General features: G+C 38.9%; 15 protein-coding genes. 10 read left to right on the top strand and 5 right to left on the bottom strand.

The window, feature by feature from the left end:
- Positions 1-55: 55 nt before the first annotated feature.
- Both WBF63_RS06985 and WBF63_RS06980 read left to right on the top strand, forming a co-directional pair.
- Positions 56-619, top strand: a complete 564-nt coding sequence (locus WBF63_RS06985) for a DNA-3-methyladenine glycosylase I (protein ID WP_424368995.1) — start codon at positions 56-58, stop codon at positions 617-619.
- A gap of 63 nt (positions 620-682) precedes the next feature.
- On the top strand, positions 683-1,639 hold the full coding sequence (locus WBF63_RS06980) for a hypothetical protein (RefSeq protein ID WP_424368994.1): 957 nt from the start codon (positions 683-685) through the stop codon (positions 1,637-1,639).
- Positions 1,640-1,676: 37 nt separating this feature from the next.
- Here WBF63_RS06980 and WBF63_RS06975 read toward each other — a convergent pair whose 3' ends face one another.
- Together WBF63_RS06975 and WBF63_RS06970 are read right to left on the bottom strand one after the other, a co-directional pair.
- The gene (locus WBF63_RS06975; protein ID WP_424368993.1) at positions 1,677-2,408 is read right to left on the bottom strand and encodes a YoaK family protein; all 732 of its coding nucleotides are present in this window, start codon (positions 2,406-2,408) and stop codon (positions 1,677-1,679) included.
- 69 nt (positions 2,409-2,477) lie between these two features.
- Positions 2,478-4,163: a glutamine--tRNA ligase/YqeY domain fusion protein gene (locus WBF63_RS06970; protein WP_424368992.1), complete on the bottom strand. Its 1,686-nt coding sequence runs from the start codon at positions 4,161-4,163 to the stop codon at positions 2,478-2,480.
- A 119-nt stretch (positions 4,164-4,282) separates the two neighbouring features.
- On the opposite strand from WBF63_RS06970, the gene WBF63_RS06965 reads away from it, so the two are divergent.
- Both WBF63_RS06965 and WBF63_RS06960 read left to right on the top strand, forming a co-directional pair.
- Positions 4,283-5,002 (top strand): GLPGLI family protein, encoded by a 720-nt coding sequence (locus WBF63_RS06965; RefSeq protein ID WP_424368991.1) that lies wholly within the window; start codon positions 4,283-4,285, stop codon positions 5,000-5,002.
- 4 nt (positions 5,003-5,006) lie between these two features.
- A complete protein-coding gene (locus WBF63_RS06960; RefSeq protein ID WP_424368990.1) occupies positions 5,007-5,729 on the top strand; it encodes a GLPGLI family protein in 723 nt (240 codons plus the stop codon).
- A gap of 100 nt (positions 5,730-5,829) precedes the next feature.
- Here WBF63_RS06960 and rimM read toward each other — a convergent pair whose 3' ends face one another.
- A complete protein-coding gene (rimM, locus tag WBF63_RS06955) occupies positions 5,830-6,354 on the bottom strand; it encodes a ribosome maturation factor RimM (protein ID WP_424368989.1) in 525 nt (174 codons plus the stop codon).
- Positions 6,355-6,367: 13 nt separating this feature from the next.
- A complete protein-coding gene (locus WBF63_RS06950; protein ID WP_424368988.1) occupies positions 6,368-6,958 on the bottom strand; it encodes a 30S ribosomal protein S16 in 591 nt (196 codons plus the stop codon).
- Between the two features lie 170 nt (positions 6,959-7,128).
- Here WBF63_RS06950 and WBF63_RS06945 point away from each other — a divergent pair, with 170 nt between their 5' ends.
- The 5 genes from WBF63_RS06945 (at position 7,129) to WBF63_RS06925 (ending at position 14,559) form a co-directional block, all read left to right on the top strand.
- The gene (locus WBF63_RS06945; protein ID WP_424368987.1) at positions 7,129-8,868 is read left to right on the top strand and encodes a T9SS type A sorting domain-containing protein; all 1,740 of its coding nucleotides are present in this window, start codon (positions 7,129-7,131) and stop codon (positions 8,866-8,868) included.
- Between the two features lie 59 nt (positions 8,869-8,927).
- Complete coding sequence (locus WBF63_RS06940) at positions 8,928-9,524, top strand: HD domain-containing protein (protein WP_424368986.1); 597 nt, start codon at positions 8,928-8,930, stop codon at positions 9,522-9,524.
- A 117-nt stretch (positions 9,525-9,641) separates the two neighbouring features.
- On the top strand, positions 9,642-12,110 hold the full coding sequence (locus tag WBF63_RS06935; RefSeq protein ID WP_424368985.1) for a PIG-L family deacetylase: 2,469 nt from the start codon (positions 9,642-9,644) through the stop codon (positions 12,108-12,110).
- 201 nt (positions 12,111-12,311) lie between these two features.
- Entirely contained in the window at positions 12,312-14,012 is a 1,701-nt protein-coding gene (locus WBF63_RS06930; RefSeq protein ID WP_424368984.1) for a sodium:solute symporter, read from the top strand.
- Positions 13,987-14,559 (top strand): anthranilate synthase component II, encoded by a 573-nt coding sequence (locus tag WBF63_RS06925; protein ID WP_424368983.1) that lies wholly within the window; start codon positions 13,987-13,989, stop codon positions 14,557-14,559. The genes WBF63_RS06930 and WBF63_RS06925 overlap by 26 nt, the downstream gene beginning before the upstream one ends.
- Before the next feature lie 52 nt (positions 14,560-14,611).
- On the opposite strand, the gene WBF63_RS06920 is transcribed toward WBF63_RS06925, so the two are convergent.
- On the bottom strand, positions 14,612-15,457 hold the full coding sequence (locus tag WBF63_RS06920) for a DUF2911 domain-containing protein (RefSeq protein WP_424368982.1): 846 nt from the start codon (positions 15,455-15,457) through the stop codon (positions 14,612-14,614).
- Positions 15,458-15,568: 111 nt separating this feature from the next.
- Between WBF63_RS06920 and hflX the strand changes: the two genes are divergently transcribed.
- Entirely contained in the window at positions 15,569-16,777 is a 1,209-nt protein-coding gene (hflX, locus tag WBF63_RS06915; RefSeq protein WP_424368981.1) for a GTPase HflX, read from the top strand.
- The last annotated feature ends 385 nt before the right edge of the window (positions 16,778-17,162 follow it).

The following is a 17,162-nucleotide window of genomic DNA, read 5'->3' as shown; positions in this document are numbered from 1 at the left end:
TCCTCCCGATGCGGTTTTTTTATAAAAATAAATTAACTTCGGGTTTTAATTCAAAATGGAAAAATCACGTTGCGGCTGGGCAGGAAAAGAGGAGATCTATGTAAAATACCACGATGAAGAATGGGGCGTTCCAGTTCGTGATGATCAAAAACAATTTGAATTTCTGATTCTTGAAACCTTTCAGGCAGGGCTCAGTTGGATTACGATTCTTAGAAAACGCGAAAATTTCAGAAAGGCATTTGATAATTTTGACTACAAAAAAATCGCTTCATACAATGAAGAGAAGATTCAATCGTTATTAGAAGACGAAGGAATCATCAGAAATAAACTGAAAGTCCGTGCGACGGTTACAAATGCACAGGCTTTTATGAAAGTTCAGGAAGAATTTGGTTCTTTTTGCGATTACATTTGGGGATTTGTGGATCATAAACCGGTAAACGAAAAAAGAAAAACTTTGAAGGATATTCCGGCCACAAGCGAACTGTCTGACAAAATCAGCAAGGATTTGAAAAAAAGAGGATTTAAATTTGTGGGAAGTACAGTTGTTTATGCACATTTGCAGGCAACAGGAATTATAAATGATCACGTTGTGGATTGCTTCAGACATTCTGAAGTCTGAACGCAACCTTTTATGAAATTTAACGTCAGTTTTTAATACAAATAGGATTATAATATGAAAAAAATGAACAGGATAACCACGGGGATTTTGATGCTGTTTACCGCGGTTGGTTTCTATCAGTGTATGAATAATGAAGATTTGTTTACCGGATTCCCAACGGAACTTGAATTTCAGAATCTTCAGGAAGTACACGATACCATGACGATTTCCGATACTGTGCAGTTGGTCATTACAGACCCCACGATTGAAAATATTCTGGAAGGACCAAAAGGAATCAGACTGGTTTTTCCTCCAAATTCCACTACGCTTTCAGGCGGTGGTGCTGTGACTGCGCCTTTGAATGTTTCTTTAATTGAAATATTTAAACGAGGTGATATGATTAAACACAATATTCAGACTTTTGCCGGCGAAGATCCTTTGGTTTCAGGCGGTATGTTCTGGCTTCGTGTAACAGATGCAAGCGGAGCTGAAGTTACATTGAATGGTGTTCAGGCTATTTTGCCTTATCAGACAGATGCAACCGGATATGAAAATTCAATGCAGTATTTCACAGGAACTACCCAAACAGCTCCATCAGGGCCGGTTATTTCCTGGGGACTTGGGAATTCAGAAGTAAGTTTTGATCCTACAGCAGGAACAAACGGCGAATTTACCATCTGGAACATCATGGGTGGTTGGAGCAATTGTGATGCTTTCTACGAACTCATTGACGGGGAGTCCACTCAATTTTCAGTACGTGTTCCCAATGCACCGGATTTCACCAATACGCAGGTTTTCTTTGCGCTGAATGATTTCACGACAGTTGCTGCTTTGACGACGGTTCAGACTGATGCCTTGGTAACCTATACTGCAAGCATCCCGACTGGTGCTCAGGGTAAAATCATCGCGATTTCTCTCGTGGAAGGAGCTTTGCATTTTGCAACTCAGGATGTGACCATAACGGGCGATGATGTGTTTGATCTGCCGGTTGCGCCGGGATCGGTAACAGATTTGCAAAACTTATTGAATTCGATTAACTAAAAATTCAAATCAAAAATTCAGAAAATCCGGTGAGCTTTCATCGGATTTTTTTATAGAATCTTCTTTGAACCATTTTCAATCGGATTCTCATTTGGTCGTAAATCAATCCGATAAATAAAATCAAAGCTGATACAATAAGAAGTTTCAGTCCAAAATAAGAATAAGTAAGCGAACTCAAAGTTCCACCTAAAAAGAAAAAGAGAATGATGGTGGCTCTTAGTTTAATCGAAGCCTGTAATTTTGTTTTTTGACGGAAACCTTTGTAGAAAAACAATTGTGCGATTTCAATCCCTAAATCTGTAAACAATCCGGTCAGGTGAGTGGTTCTGACGACCGAATTGGAAATCATCGTCACCAGTGCATTTTGTAATCCCATGGCAAACAATAAACTATAAGCGACGTAGGTAATGGATCTTTCCAGCATAAGTTCCCCGAAAATTCCAGTAAATAATAAAACCAGTGCTTCTAAAATAACCGGAACGACGAAAATATATCGCTCATTTTTTCGGTTCATATATTCAATGAGAATTCCGGAGGTGAAAGAACCCAAAAAAAAGAAAACGACAAAGAGAAAATAAACCAGTCCGCGCCAAGTGTTTAAGCTGTAAACTTCATCCACAAAAAACGCAAAATGCCCGGTGACATTGGTGGTGAGCTGATGAATCGCAAGGAAACCTATGATGTTCACCATTCCCGCCACAAATGACAAAAGCGAAGCAATCCGAAGATTATGCTTCAGCGTTCTGTATTTACCCTTGTGCCTGAACATTCCTCATAAAATAAGCAATTAAAGCTGGAAAGCAAATGAAAAGCCCAGACTTAAAATCCAAACGAAATCTTATTTTTTCTGTTCTTTCGCCCAAGTATCTCGTAAACCAACCGTCCGATTGAAAACCCAATTTCCTTCGGTAGAATCACGATCCACCGCAAAATATCCGATTCGCTGAAACTGGAATTTATCTTCTGGTTTGGCGTTTCTCAACGAAGGTTCTGCAAATCCCTGAACTACTTTCATCGAATCGGGATTTACGAATTGCAAGAAATCACCGTCGCCGGCTTCATCGGGTGATTCAACGGTAAATAAACGGTCGTAAAGTCGTACTTCGATCGGAATATTTTCCGTAGCCGAAACCCAATGCAAAGTTCCTTTCACCTTTCGCATACTGGCTTCTGAACCGGAGCCCGATTTGGATTCTGGATCGTATTCTGCAAAAATAGTGGTGATATTTCCTTCGGAATCTTTCTCAACTCGTGTGGCTTTCACGATGTAAGCTCCTTTCAGACGAACTTCATTTCCGATGGATAAACGGAAGAATTTTTTGGGTGCTTCTTCCATAAAATCTTCGCGTTCTATGTACAATTCTCTTGTAAACGGAACTTCTCTTTCTCCGGCAGATTCATCTTCCGGATTGTTTTCAATGCTAAGCAATTCGGTTTTATCTTGCGGATAATTTTCAATCACCAGTTTTACCGGATCAATCACCGCAAAAACACGAGGAGCGATTTTATTCAAATGATCTCTGATTGCGAATTCCAGCAAGGAAATATCGATCAGATTATCACGTTTGGCAACGCCTGCTTTGTCCCAAAACTCACGAATGGATTCGGGCGTATAGCCTCTTCGTCTCAAACCGGAAATCGTTGGCATCCTCGGATCGTCCCATCCGGTTACAACGCCTTCGTCCACCAAAAGTTTCAGTTTTCTTTTGGAAGTAATCATATAACTCACGTTTCCACGTGCAAATTCTCTTTGTTTGGGTTTGAAAGGATGTTCGGGAATTTCAACTTGATCCAGATACCATTCGTAAAGTGGCCGATGGTTTTCAAATTCCAGCGAGCAAAGCGAATGAGAAACTCCTTCGATGTAATCCGATTCGCCATGTGCCCAATCATACATGGGGTAAATCTTCCACTTGTCGCCGGTTCTATGGTGATCTTTCAGCAAAACGCGGTACATCACGGGATCACGCATATTCATATTTGGCGAACTCATATCACCTTTTGCACGAAGGACATGGCTTCCTTCCGGAAATTCGCCGTTTTTCATTTTTTCAAACAATTCCAAACTTTCCTCGATCGGACGGTTTCGGTTCGGGCTTTCGATACCGGGTTCAAATGGCGTTTTCCGTTGCTCATTGATTTGTTCAGAAGTCTGATCCTCTACATATGCTTTTCCGTCTTTGATCATTTGGACAGCCCATTCGTAAAGCTGTTGGAAGTAATCAGAAGCAAAACGTTCTTCTGCCCAATTGAATCCAAGCCATTTCACATCTTCGCGGATAGAATCCACAAATTCTTGTTCTTCTTTGCTTGGGTTGGTGTCGTCAAAACGCAAATTGACCGGTGCGTCGTATTTTTCACCTAAACCAAAGTTGATGCAAATCGCTTTGGCATGACCGATGTGCAGATAACCATTGGGTTCGGGTGGAAAACGAAAACGCAGATTTTCTTTTGAATAGCCGTTATTTAAATCGTCTTCAACGATTTGTTCGATAAAATTGAGTGGTTTTTTTTCTTCTTCCATTGTGATGCTGAATAGAAGTGCAAATTTAAGTTTTTTTAACTATAATTGTAGGAAGTATTGGGTACAAAGTATTTTGAACCAGGACTTAGTTTAATTCTAATTATCTTAAACATAGATTTATGAAAAATCGACTTCTTTTTTTGTGGGTTTCAATTTTATTTGGAACTTTTTTGTTTGGGCAGGAAAATTTGAGAGTGGAATATGAAGTTCTACCGGAATTTATACCTTCTCAAAACACAAGTTTCAAGGTGGGTGTTCTGCCTAGTTTTTTTGAGCTAATCATTAGTCAAAATGAGTCACAGTATGAATATATTGAAAGAATAAACAATTTACCAAGTGAGCAATACTCATTCATTTTTCAAAAAATGTCTGAAGGAACGCTTTATATTAATCTTGAAAATAAAACTTTTGTACAAGACGTTCCTTTTGAAAATAAGACATATTTAGTAAAAGATACATTACAGCCAATTGATTGGAAAATAACGAGAGAGGTAAAGGAAATACTAGGTTTTCAAGTTTATAAAGCCAGCGGGACTATGTTAAATGGTGCTGAGTTAATTGCTTGGTATGCACCAAAGTTAAATTTTAAAATCGGGCCAGAAAGATTTTGGGGATTGCCTGGATTAGTATTAGCGGTCGAAACTAAAATCATTAATTCAAATGGAGATATAATGAAATATAATTATGAAGCCATAAAAGTGGAGGTTATTAATTCAGATACGAAAATTAAAATTCCCCAAAAGGGAATTGAAATCAATCAGCAAACTTTGGATCAAATGAGAAGAGAAGCAACAAGAAAACAAAGAGAAATGTATGGTGACGGAGTAGATAAAGATTAATTATATGAAACAGATTTTTACAGCATTCATTCTTTCAGTTTCGTTTTTGTTAAACGCTCAAGAAAAATTGAAAGTTACGTATGTAGGAAATTTTATTGTGGATGAAACCAATGCAACTTCCAAGTTTGGAGGAAGGGTTTTGCCAACGGATTTTGAGTTGGTCATAGATGGAGAGAAGTCGGCGTATGACGATATAGAAAAGCTGGTGGTACAAATGGAGGATGATAAGCCAACCTCTCAGATGAGGAGTGATCATTATTTCATTGACCTGAAAGAGAAGAGATTTTTTGTAGAACAGGAAATATTTGGAAAAAAATATTTGGTTTCGGATTCTTTGCTGAAATATGATTGGAAAATCGAAAAGGAAACCAAAGAAATTTTAGGCTATTCAGTCCGAAAAGCCACCACAATTTTGGAAGAAAATGTCAATGGGGCAGATATCGTAATGACAGCTTGGTATGCTTCCAAACTGCCCTATGCAATAGGTCCAGAACTTTATGGTGGATTGCCTGGCCTAATCCTCGAACTTGAGATAGTTAGTGTTTCAGCTGAAAATGCAATACTGACGGAACAATATACCGCTAAAAAAATTGAAATCTTAAAAGATAACTTTCGCATCAAATTTCCGAAAGGAAAAACCATCAGCTACGAAGAAGCAGAAAGAATTGGAGATGAACATTTCGATAGAATTATGGAAATGCACGGTGGCGGCGTAGATAAAGATTAACATGAACCTAAAGAAACTGCACAATTGATTTCGCAGAGATCAAATATTTATAGAAATCAAATGTGTAAATAAGTGGGAATCCGGAGAATTCCTATATAGATTATCCCAAATACAACTCAACCAAACCTTCGGGGACTTCTACCAAAATCGCTTTGTTCTCGCGATCTACTTCCAAAATCCATTCTTCCACAATGGGAATCAGGATTTCTTTTCCGTTGATTTCGACTTCAAATAAAGCCTGAGCCGAACTGTCATTTACGTCCTTTATCAGACCAATTTCGGTGTTCGTCTGGTCGTAAAGCGTAAATCCGATGATTTCGTGGTAATAAAAATCGGTGCCTTCCAGTTCGGGAAGGGTTTCAAGTGGTAAGTAAAGATTTTTATTGATGAGCTTTTCTGCTTCATCGGGTGAAACATCTTCAAATTTCACCAACATTTTTCCGCCGGAGTGGGGTTGAATGAATTCCAAAAAAAATGGAACCAGCATTCCGTTTGTTTCTACGAATACTGATTCCATATTTTGGTATAATTCTGGTTCGTCTGTATCAAGATGCAGGATTAGATTTCCTTTGAAACCGTGAAGTTTAGTGATTTTACCTAAGTAATAACAATCTTCTTTCTGCATCAGACGAATTGAATTATTCTTCTGTTTTTTCTTCTTCAGAACTTGCTTCAGCAGCCGGCTCTTCAGTAGCTTCTGTTTCAGCAACAACTTCTTCAGTCGTTTCTTCTGCTGCAACTTCAGCGTTTTCTTCAGTTGCTTCCACTTCTTCAGCAGGAGCTTCTTCTTCCACTGCTATACGAGCTTCTGATTTTTTCTTTTCAGCCTCCAAAGCAGCCGATTTAGCTTCCGCTTTTGCTTGTGCCAAACCATCTTTTTTCGCCTGAACCGCATTGGCTCTTTCTTCCAACCAAGCTTCAAATCTCTTTTCTGCTTCTTCTTCGCTGAAAGCACCTTTTGCTACACCGCCCAACAAGTGTTTTTTCATCAAAGCACCTTTGTAAGAAAGAATGTTTCTCGCTGTGTTGGTAGGCTCTGCACCTACTTGCAACCAATGAACAGCTCTGTCCAAATCCAACTCGATTTGTGCAGGATTCGTCACAGGGTTGTAAGTTCCGATTTTCTCGATGAAACGTCCGTCTCTTTTCGCTCTCGAGTCCGCGATAACGATGTGAAAGAAAGCTTTTCCTTTTCTACCGTGTCTTTGCAATCTGATTTTTGTTGCCATTTTATATGTATTGTGGGAACTCTGTCCCGGTTAAATTACATTTTTGAGGGTGCAAATTTAAAATAAATATTCAAATATCGGGCAATTAATTGGTGAATAATTAATTATGTGCGGAATATGTCTTTTGAAAAATGATTATTTCCTAACTTTAAGAAATTAAAACAATCATTATGAAGAAAATCTTTACGTTCATTACCAACTTAACGTTAATTGGATTTGTTTCCGCCCAAGCCTCTTTTATGATGGCAAAGGTAAACGAAAACGGAGAATTTTCAGTAGAAGAAATTCAGGCACCGGAAGTGCTCTTGTATCCAAATGAGATTTCCCCGGATCCATTTATGACCTTTGAAGCTCCTGCATTTCAGTATTCAAAAAATACCAGGGGACTGACATTGGCCGATTTGGATAATGATGGAGTGGATGAACTTCTAATTGGAATCGACCAAAAATTCTATGCCATTAAAGGAGACGGTACTTTACTTTTTGAAGTAGACGTAGAAGGTCCCATTCTTTATCCGCCTGCGGTAGCCGATATGGATGGAGACGGTGACTTGGAAATCGTTTTCAATTTCGGGTTTTCAACTTTAACAAATGGAACTTACGTTCTTGATCATCAGGGAAATGCCTTGGATGGTTGGCCAAGAACGCACTCCACGCTTGTTTCCAATGCGCCTGCACTTGCTGATCTAGATGATGATGGGATTATGGAAATCATCACGGCGGAAAGAATTAGCGGAACTTCTGCATATATCCATGTTTTTAAACTGGATGGAACCGAATTGAACGCCAATTGGCCTTATGATATTGGTTCCGTGTCTTGTTTCACTCCGTCTGTCGGTGACATAAATAATGATGGAATAAAGGAAGTTATTGTCGCAGGATACAATACCGGAATTTTTGCCATCCAACCCGACGGAACAATATTGTCCGGATTCCCAGTTTACGATCCTTCAGTTGCTTATTCCTACCAATCTCCCGTTTTAGTGGATTTGGATGGAGATGACGAACTGGAAATCGTAGGAGCCAACCACGGAGATGCTTCGGCATACTACGTCATGAATAATGATGGAACTTATGCAGACGGATGGCCGTATGCGATTGGAAATTGGACCTATGCACCACCAACTGTGGTGGATGTGGATGGAGATGAAGTCTATGAAATTTTTGTTGGCAACCCGAATTTTTCTGAAGGAAATTCGCTCCCTACCATTTATGGAATGTCGCCCGATGGAAGTGATCTCGCCAACTTTCCCATCAATAAAATAGGAGGCAATGAAGGAGTGATTACAGTCGCAGATATTAACAATGATGGAGTGATGGAAATAATTTTTGGAAGTAATATTACAGATTCCGAAGGTTATGGATATCTTCATGCTTATTCTGTGGATGGTTCAGGGGAAATTGATGGATTCCCTTTACGCCCCAAAGGTTTTACCTATTTGAACGGAGCTGTTGTGGGGGATATTGATAATGACGGAATGATGGATATTTCGCTCAATTCCTATACGCTCAATTTCGGAGCTTCAACCGACTCTCTTTTCATCAGTTCTTATAATTTGAACGTTCCTTATGATGAAAGTAAAATTCTTTGGAATGGTTACAAGGGAAATAACACAAGGGACGGGTTATTAGTTGAAGAAATTATCATGGGAACCGAAGACATGACTCAAAACCCCATTTCAGTTTACCCAAATCCTTCTTCCGGAATTCTGAATATCCAATTAAAAGAAGAAGTTTCTGATTTCAAGATAAATATATTTGATTTAAACGGCCGAAATGTATTTACTCAAAAAGATACTGTATCCAAATCCTTGAGAACCTATAATTTATCTCATCTTCCGCCAGGAACATATGTTGTACAACTCATGGTTGATAATCAAAGGAAGAATTTGAAGTGGATTAAAAAATAAATCTAAGCCCGAACTAATTCGGGCTTTTTTCTTCAATCAACAGCAACTATTTTTGTCAGATGAACAAACAAGAAATTCTAATCGCAGCCGGAAACTATATCAAAAAAGGATTTACCGGCGAAACCACCGGACACGATTTTTACCACATCGAACGCGTGGTGAAAACAGCTCGAAAAATTGCTTCAGAAGAAAATGCCGATTTGTTTTTAGTCGAATTGGCGGCTTGGCTTCATGATGTAGGTGATTATAAATTACACGACGGAATGGATAAATCAGAAGAATTAATTTCCGAATTTTTATTCGAATTAAATCTTCCCAAAGAAACGATTTCCAAAATCATCAAAATCGTTTCCCAGGTTTCTTTCAGCAAAGGAAATGCTCCCACAAGTTTAGAAGCCAAAATCGTTCAGGATGCTGACCGATTGGATGCTTTGGGCGCCATCGGACTCGCCCGGACTTTTGCCTATGGCGGAAGCAAACAGCGAGAAATCTACAATCCCGAAATCCCGGAAGAAACTTCCATTCAGCACTTTTACGACAAACTTTTGAAATTAAAAGATTTGATGAATACTAATTCAGCAAAGAAAATCGCCGAAGAACGTCATCAATTTTTAGAAGAATTTTTGGAGAGGTTTTATGAAGAATGGGAGAGTTGAGACCTGTCAGGTTTCAAAAACCTGACAGGTCTTTACAAGTCTTTTTGATTTTTCCTTGTGGTGAAAATTTTAATTTCATTAATTTTAGCTTTTAAAAAAAAAATAACGAACCACAAAATGCATAAACAATATTTTATTGCACTCATTTTTTTATTGTCCCAATTTAATTTTGCTCAGGCACCTAAAAAACCAAGTTGTGCCGAGATTTACGAATCCATCCAAAAACTGAATTTCCTCGGTTCGGTTTTGTATGTAGCAGCGCATCCCGACGATGAAAACACCCATTTGATTTCCTATTTTGCCAATGATGTTCATGCGCAAACGGCCTATATTTCCCTGACGCGTGGCGATGGCGGACAAAATCTAATCGGGCCGGAATTGCGGGAATTATTGGGCGTTATCCGCACGCAGGAACTTTTGCAGGCAAGAAGAATTGACGGAGGCGAACAGTTTTTTACAAGAGCCAATGATTTCGGGTATTCAAAAAATCCGGAAGAAACTTTTCAATTTTGGGACAAAGAAGAAGTTTTAAGCGATTTGGTGTATGTGATCCGAAAATTTCAACCCGATGTCATCATCAATCGTTTCGATCATCGCACACCCGGAACGACGCACGGACACCATACCGCATCTGCGATGTTGAGCGTGGAAGCCTTTGATTTGGCCGCAAATTCATCAGCCTTTCCGGAACAATTAAAAAAGTTTTCGACTTGGCAGCCCAAACGTTTATTTTGGAACCAATCCTGGTTTTTTTATGGAAGTCAGGAAAAGTTTGAAAAAGCCGATAAAACCAATCTTTTTGTAATGGACATCGGGTCTTATTATCCGACTTTGGGATTGAGCAATTCCGAAATTGCAGCCAAAAGCCGAAGCCAACACAGTTCGCAAGGATTTGGAGCGACGGCAGTTCGTGGAACTGCGATTGAATATCTGGAACCGATCAAAGGTGGAATGCCCAAAAACGATGTTTTCGAAGGAATTGATACCAGCTGGAACCGTGTAAAAGGCGGAAAGGCAATCGGAGAAATTCTCTCAAAAGTAGAACGGGAATTTGATTTCACAAATCCCTCTAAATCCGTTCCCGAACTCATAAAAGCTTACCAATTGATTTTAAAATTGGAAGACAAACATTGGCGACAAATTAAATTAGAAGAAATAAAAAACATCATTTACCATTGTTCCGGATTGTTTTTGGAAGCGGTTGCCAAAGAACCCTATACGACGGTTGGTGGGAATGCCGATGTGAAAATAGAAGCAATTAACCGAAGTGATCTTTCGATCAAATTAAATGAAATTCAGCTCGAAAAATTCAACAAAGATTTAAAACCCAATCAAGCTTATCGTTCCGATAGAACTTTGGTCAGTTCCGCCTTTTTGAAACCAAGTTCGCCTTATTGGCTCGAAGAAAAAGGAAGTTTGGGAATGTACAAAGTGAGCGATGAGAAATTGATTGGATTGCCGGAAGCGCCGCCACCATACAGCGTTTTGTTCAACTTAAATATTTTGGGACAGGATTTTCATCTCGAAAAACCGGTGGTTTACAAATACAATGATCCGGCAAAAGGCGAAACCTATAAACCCTTTGTGATTTTGCCTGAAGTTTCGGTCAATGTCGAAGAAAAAGTTTTGATTTTTGGCGATCAAAGTTCACAAAGAATTCCGGTAAAAGTCAAAGCATTTACGGATGATTTAAAAGGAAATTTAAGCCTGAAAGCACCGGATGGTTGGAAGATTTCACCTGAAAATTTGGAAGTGTCTTTGAGTGCCAAAGGCGAAGAAAAAACCTTTTGGTTTGAAGTCAATCCACCTAAAAATCAGTCCGAAGGAGAGTTAATTCCACAACTCAAAGTGGGGATTGGAACTTATGAAAATCAATTGATTGAAATCAATTACGATCATATTCCTGAACAGAAAGTTTTATTGCCCGGCTCAGCCAAATTGGTCAAAATAGACATCGAGAAGAAAGGTGAAAAAATCGGATACATCATGGGCGCAGGCGACTCCGTTCCTGAAAATCTACGTCAAATAGGATATCAAGTGGAAATCATTTCGCCCCAAAACATAACAGCCGAAAACTTGGATAGATTGGATGCCGTTGTTTTGGGAATTCGTGCATTTAACGTAATTCCGGAATTAAAATTCAAAAATAAAATCTTGTTTGAGTATGTGAAAAACGGTGGAAATTTAGTAGTTCAGTACAATACTTCGCGAGATGTTTTGACAGAGGAAGTTGCACCGTTTCCATTGACACTCTCGCGCGATCGTGTGACCGATGAAAATTCGGAAGTGAAATTTTTGGATAAAAATCATCCGGTTTTGAATATTCCGAATAAAATCACTTCGAAAGATTTCGAAGGTTGGGTGCAGGAAAGAGGATTGTATTTTCCCGACAACTGGAGCAAAGAATTTACGCCTATTTTATCAATGAATGACAAAGGTGAAGCGCCGATGAAAGGCAGTTTGCTCGTGGCGAAATACGGAAAGGGCTATTACGTTTACACCGGATTGAGTTTCTTCCGCGAATTACCGGAAGGGGTTCCCGGAGCTTATCGATTGTTGGCAAATATTTTATCTTTAGGGAAATAAATGTCATTCCGAGGAACGAGGAATCTTAGATTCTTCGCTCCGCTGCGCTTTGCTCTGAATGACATCCGTTATAAAAATCAATAGAATGAAAGAAAAAGAAACACACATTAAAAAATCCTGGCGCGAGTCCTATACCTGGGTTTTGCTTGCCAATGCCGGATACATTCTCGTGTTTTACATTCTGATGAAAATTTTTAGCTGATGCACGGAATTGACTGGATTATATTGATCGGTTCGATGTTGTTCATCGTGGTTTACGGTGTTTGGAAGACGCGCGGACAAAGCAGTGTGCAGGATTTTCTGAAAGGAAACGACTCTAATTGGTTTACCGTGGGATTGTCCATAATGGCAACTCAGGCCAGTGCGATCACCTTTCTTTCCACACCTGGTCAGGCCTTTCACGATGGAATGGGTTTCGTGCAATTTTACTTTGGATTGCCCATTGCGATGGTCATCATCTGTTTGGTTTTCATTCCTTTGTATCATAAATTAAATGTTTATACGGCTTACGAATTTTTGGAAAGTCGTTTTGATCTGAAAACCAGAACTTTAACGGCTTCTTTGTTTTTAATTCAAAGAGGTTTATCGGCTGGAATTACCATTTTCGCACCGTCCATTATTTTGTCTGCGGTTTTGGGTTGGGATTTAACTTGGTTGAATATCATTATCGGTTCGCTTGTCATTATTTATACTGTTTCGGGAGGAACCAAAGCGGTAAATGTCACCCAGAAACAGCAAATGTCGATTATGATGGGCGGAATGGCGGTGGCATTTGTCATTTTGGTTTATTCGCTTCCCGACGGAATTAATTTCTCCAATGCTTTAGAAATTGCCGGAGCAAGCGGAAAGATGGATGTTCTGGATTTTTCCTTTGATTTTGATAACCGTTATACCATTTGGAGCGGGATCATTGGCGGAACTTTCCTTTCGCTGAGTTATTTCGGAACGGATCAAAGCCAGGTTCAGCGTTATCTGAGTGGGAAATCGGTGAAGCAAAGTCAGATGGGAATGATCATGAACGGATTCCTCAAAGTACCGATGCAGTTTTTCATTTTATTGGTTGGTGTGATGGTTTTTGTGTTTTATCAGTTCAATTCTTCTCCTTTGAATTTTAATCCGGTGGCTCAGAAATCCATTGAAAACTCAACCTATTTTGAACAATATTCAGAATTGGAAAATGAGAATTCAGAAAATTTCGAAGCCAAAAAAGATTTGATTTTTAATTATGTAAGTGCGGAAGAAACTGAAAAAATAGCTTTGAAAAAAGCCATTATTTCTGCTGAAAACAAAGACAAAGAATTGCGCGAAGAAGCACGTCAAATCATTTCCCAAGCCGATTCCACGGTTGAAACCAACGATAAAGACTATGTTTTCATTCATTTCATCCTGAATCATCTCCCGAAAGGCATTATCGGCTTGTTGCTGGCCATGGCATTGTGCGCGGCGATGTCTTCTACGGCTTCAGAATTAAACGCGTTGGCAACCACCACAACCATGGATTTGTACAAACGCAACAATGACGGAGAAACGGACGGGCATTATCTGAAAGCTTCGAAATGGTTTACGCTTATGTGGGGTGTGCTGGCGATTTTATTTGCCTGCGTTGCGGATTTGTTTGACAATTTAATTCAGTTGGTAAACATCATCGGATCGATATTTTACGGGAATGTTTTGGGGATTTTTCTGCTGGCATTTTTCTTCCGTTTTGTCCGAGGAAATTCGGTATTCATTGCGGCAATCATTACGCAAATCATTGTGATCATCGGTTGGAAATTTGACTGGATGCCGTATTTATGGTTGAATTTGTTTGGATGTGCTTTGGTGATTTTGATTGCGTTGCTCATTCAATTCATGAATAAAAACTCTAAAGATTCAGATGAAATTGAAAGTATTGGTAATTGATAATTTTGACTCTTTCGTTTATAATCTGGTTCAATATCTGGAAGATTGCGGTGCGGAAGTAATTTTACGAAACAATCGGGAAATCAGCTTATCGGAAGTAGGGAATTTTCATAAGATTTTACTTTCTCCCGGACCGGGCGTTCCTTCTGAGGCCGGAAAACTATTGGAAATTATTCAAAAATTTGCAGCTTCAAAAAGTATATTCGGCATTTGTTTGGGGCAACAAGCAATTGGTGAAGTATTTGGTGCAAATCTTATAAATCTCAACAAGGTTATTCATGGTGAATCCACCCGAATTTCAGTTTTGGTAGAGGACGAAATGATTTTCAAGGGACTTCCAATGGAATTTGAAGCCGGACGTTACCATTCTTGGGTTGTTTCAAATCTGAATTTCCCGGATCAGCTTGAGATTACTTCTGTCGATGAGAACGGACAAATTATGTCACTTCGCCACAGAGAATTTGATGTCAGAGGTGTGCAGTTTCATCCGGAAAGTATTTTGACACCATTTGGAAAAAAAATGATTGAGAATTGGCTTAAAGAGTAAAAAAAAGCGGCAGAGAAACCCGGCCGCTTTTGTCAAGGTTATTTCTTAATGATTATTTCGACCATTCTTTGATAGAATCTTGGTTCATTTTGATGTAATCTTCGTTTCCTGCTTGTTTGGCCGCGTCCAAAGATTTTTGAGCCAATGAAATCGCTCCTTTGATATCGCCTGCTTTGGCATAAATCAAGGATTGCTGACGCAACTGCCAGAATCTCGGTTCTTTGTTGTCTTTCATTCCTTCATCAATCCATTTTTTGGCTTGCTGAATGTCCTTTCCGGTTGTGTAATAATAATTAGCGGCGGCCAAATAATCCTGAGGCGTCGGATTTCCTTTCATAGTTTCTGCGATAGATGCCATCACTTTTTTATCGGTTGGAACTTCGATTTTTGTTTCCACATAAATATTGTCCCAAAGGAAATTTAATTTGGCTGAGTCGTGTGTCAAATCATCGATTGAGATGGAAAAAGTTTCTACTTCCAAAGGAATTTTATTGGCTTTAGCTGTGGTTTTGGCGGCGATTTTTGATTCCTCCCATTTCTCCGGATTTCCCCAGTTTTCGGTGTCGGTATAGAAATAAATTTCCCAACTCTCCTTTTCCGGTTTTGTGTAAATGGCATATTTACCAGCTTTCAAAGTTTGTCCATCGATGATTACATCGTCTGAAAATGAGATGGTTGTGTTTTTGTTGGCACCTGTTCTCCAAATTTTTCCATAAGGAACCAGATTGCCAAAAATCTCTCGGTCATTTTTGTTGGGTCTTGAATATTCGAGTTCAATTTTGGTCAGACCCACCGTTATCTCCATTTCAGTTGGCGCACTGGCAGCAGGTGTTGATACTTGTGATTGAGAAATCGCCATCAGTCCGGCCAAACTTAAAATTGTCAATGCTTTTTTCATGTTTGAATTTTTTTTAAAGGCTAAATTTAAGCAATAAAAATTTATCGATGTTTTAATTATCTGCACATTTCTTGCAGAAAGATTTTCCCGATACATTTATATTTGTAACCTATGCTGGAGAAAAAAGAAGCACAATACGAAAAAGTAGTTCTCGTGGGATTAATCACACGTGATCAGCCCGAAGAAAAGTTAGAAGAATACATGGATGAACTTGAGTTTCTGGCTTATACTGCCGGAGCTGAAGTTGCAAAACGCTTTACCCAGAAAATGGAGAAACCGGATTCCAAATTCTTTGTGGGTTCCGGAAAATTGGATGAAATCACGGCGTTTGTTGAAGAAAATGAAATTGATACGGTCATTTTTGATGACGAATTGACGCCTTCCCAATTAAAAAACATTGAAAAAGTTGTCGAAAGAAAAATCATCGATCGGACGCAATTGATTCTTGATATTTTTGCCCAACGCGCCCAAACTTCTTATGCGAGAACCCAGGTTGAATTGGCACAGTACGAATATCTTTTACCGCGTCTGACCCGAATGTGGACGCATTTGGAGCGACAACGGGGTGGAATCGGGATGCGTGGGCCTGGTGAAACCGAAATCGAAACCGACCGCCGGATCATCCGCGACCGTATTACATTACTCAAGGATAAATTAAAATCCATCGATAAACAAATGGCGACGCAACGTAAAAACCGCGGTGCGCTCGTTCGTGCGGCTTTGGTCGGTTATACAAATGTTGGGAAATCTACCTTGATGAACGTTTTGAGTAAATCGGAAGTTTTTGCAGAAGACAAATTATTTGCGACGCTTGACACAACGGTTCGTAAAGTGGTCATCGGAAATCTTCCCTTTTTGTTGACTGACACGGTTGGGTTCATCCGCAAGTTGCCAACCCAATTAGTGGAATCTTTTAAATCCACTTTGGATGAAGTGCGCGAAGCCGATTTATTGGTGCACGTCGTGGATATTTCGCATCCGAGTTTTGAAGATCATATTCATTCGGTGGATGAAATTCTAAATGAAATCGGAAGCAAAGACAAACCCACGGTTTTGGTTTTCAATAAGATTGATAATTTTTCCTACATCAAAAAAGACGAAGACGATTTGACCGAAGTCAAACGGGAAAATATTTCATTGGAAGAATGGAAACGCACTTGGATGGCCAAAAGCGGAAATCCGACTTTATTTATTTCGGCTACCCAAAAGGAAAACATGGATGAATTGCGAAAAACGATTTACGAAGAAGTGAAAAAAATCCACATTACGCGTTTTCCATACAATGATTTTCTATTTGAATATTTTGAGGAGGAGAATTAAATAATTTGAAAATCAGCTAATTTGAAGATTTGAAAATTAATTCATCTTTAAATGATAATATTTCTGCGTCAAACTTTCTCTGACTTCCAATTTTTTTAATTCTTCTTTAGAAAACCAATTTTCCCAATTTGAATTTTGGTTATAATAAATAGTGTCTTGATTTTCAATTATTATATAATTTGAAAGCCAAAATTTAGTATCAATATGTTGCTCTACATTAAAATCCACATTCTTACTAAAAAAATAATCGAATTTTTCAATTATTTTCAAATTGATCGTAAATAAGAAAAACAAATAAAAAATTGGAATTAACCAAAGTAAATGGAAAGATTTTAGGAAAGATTTTCCCGGAAGAAATGTTACCACAAAAATCGAAACGAGAATG

It is taken from the genome of Moheibacter sp., assembly GCF_049672845.1.
In the GTDB taxonomy this organism is placed as follows: Bacteria; Bacteroidota; Bacteroidia; order Flavobacteriales; family Weeksellaceae; genus Moheibacter.
Note: the sequence above shows the minus strand (reverse complement) of the source record. Positions and strands in the feature narration are given on the sequence as shown.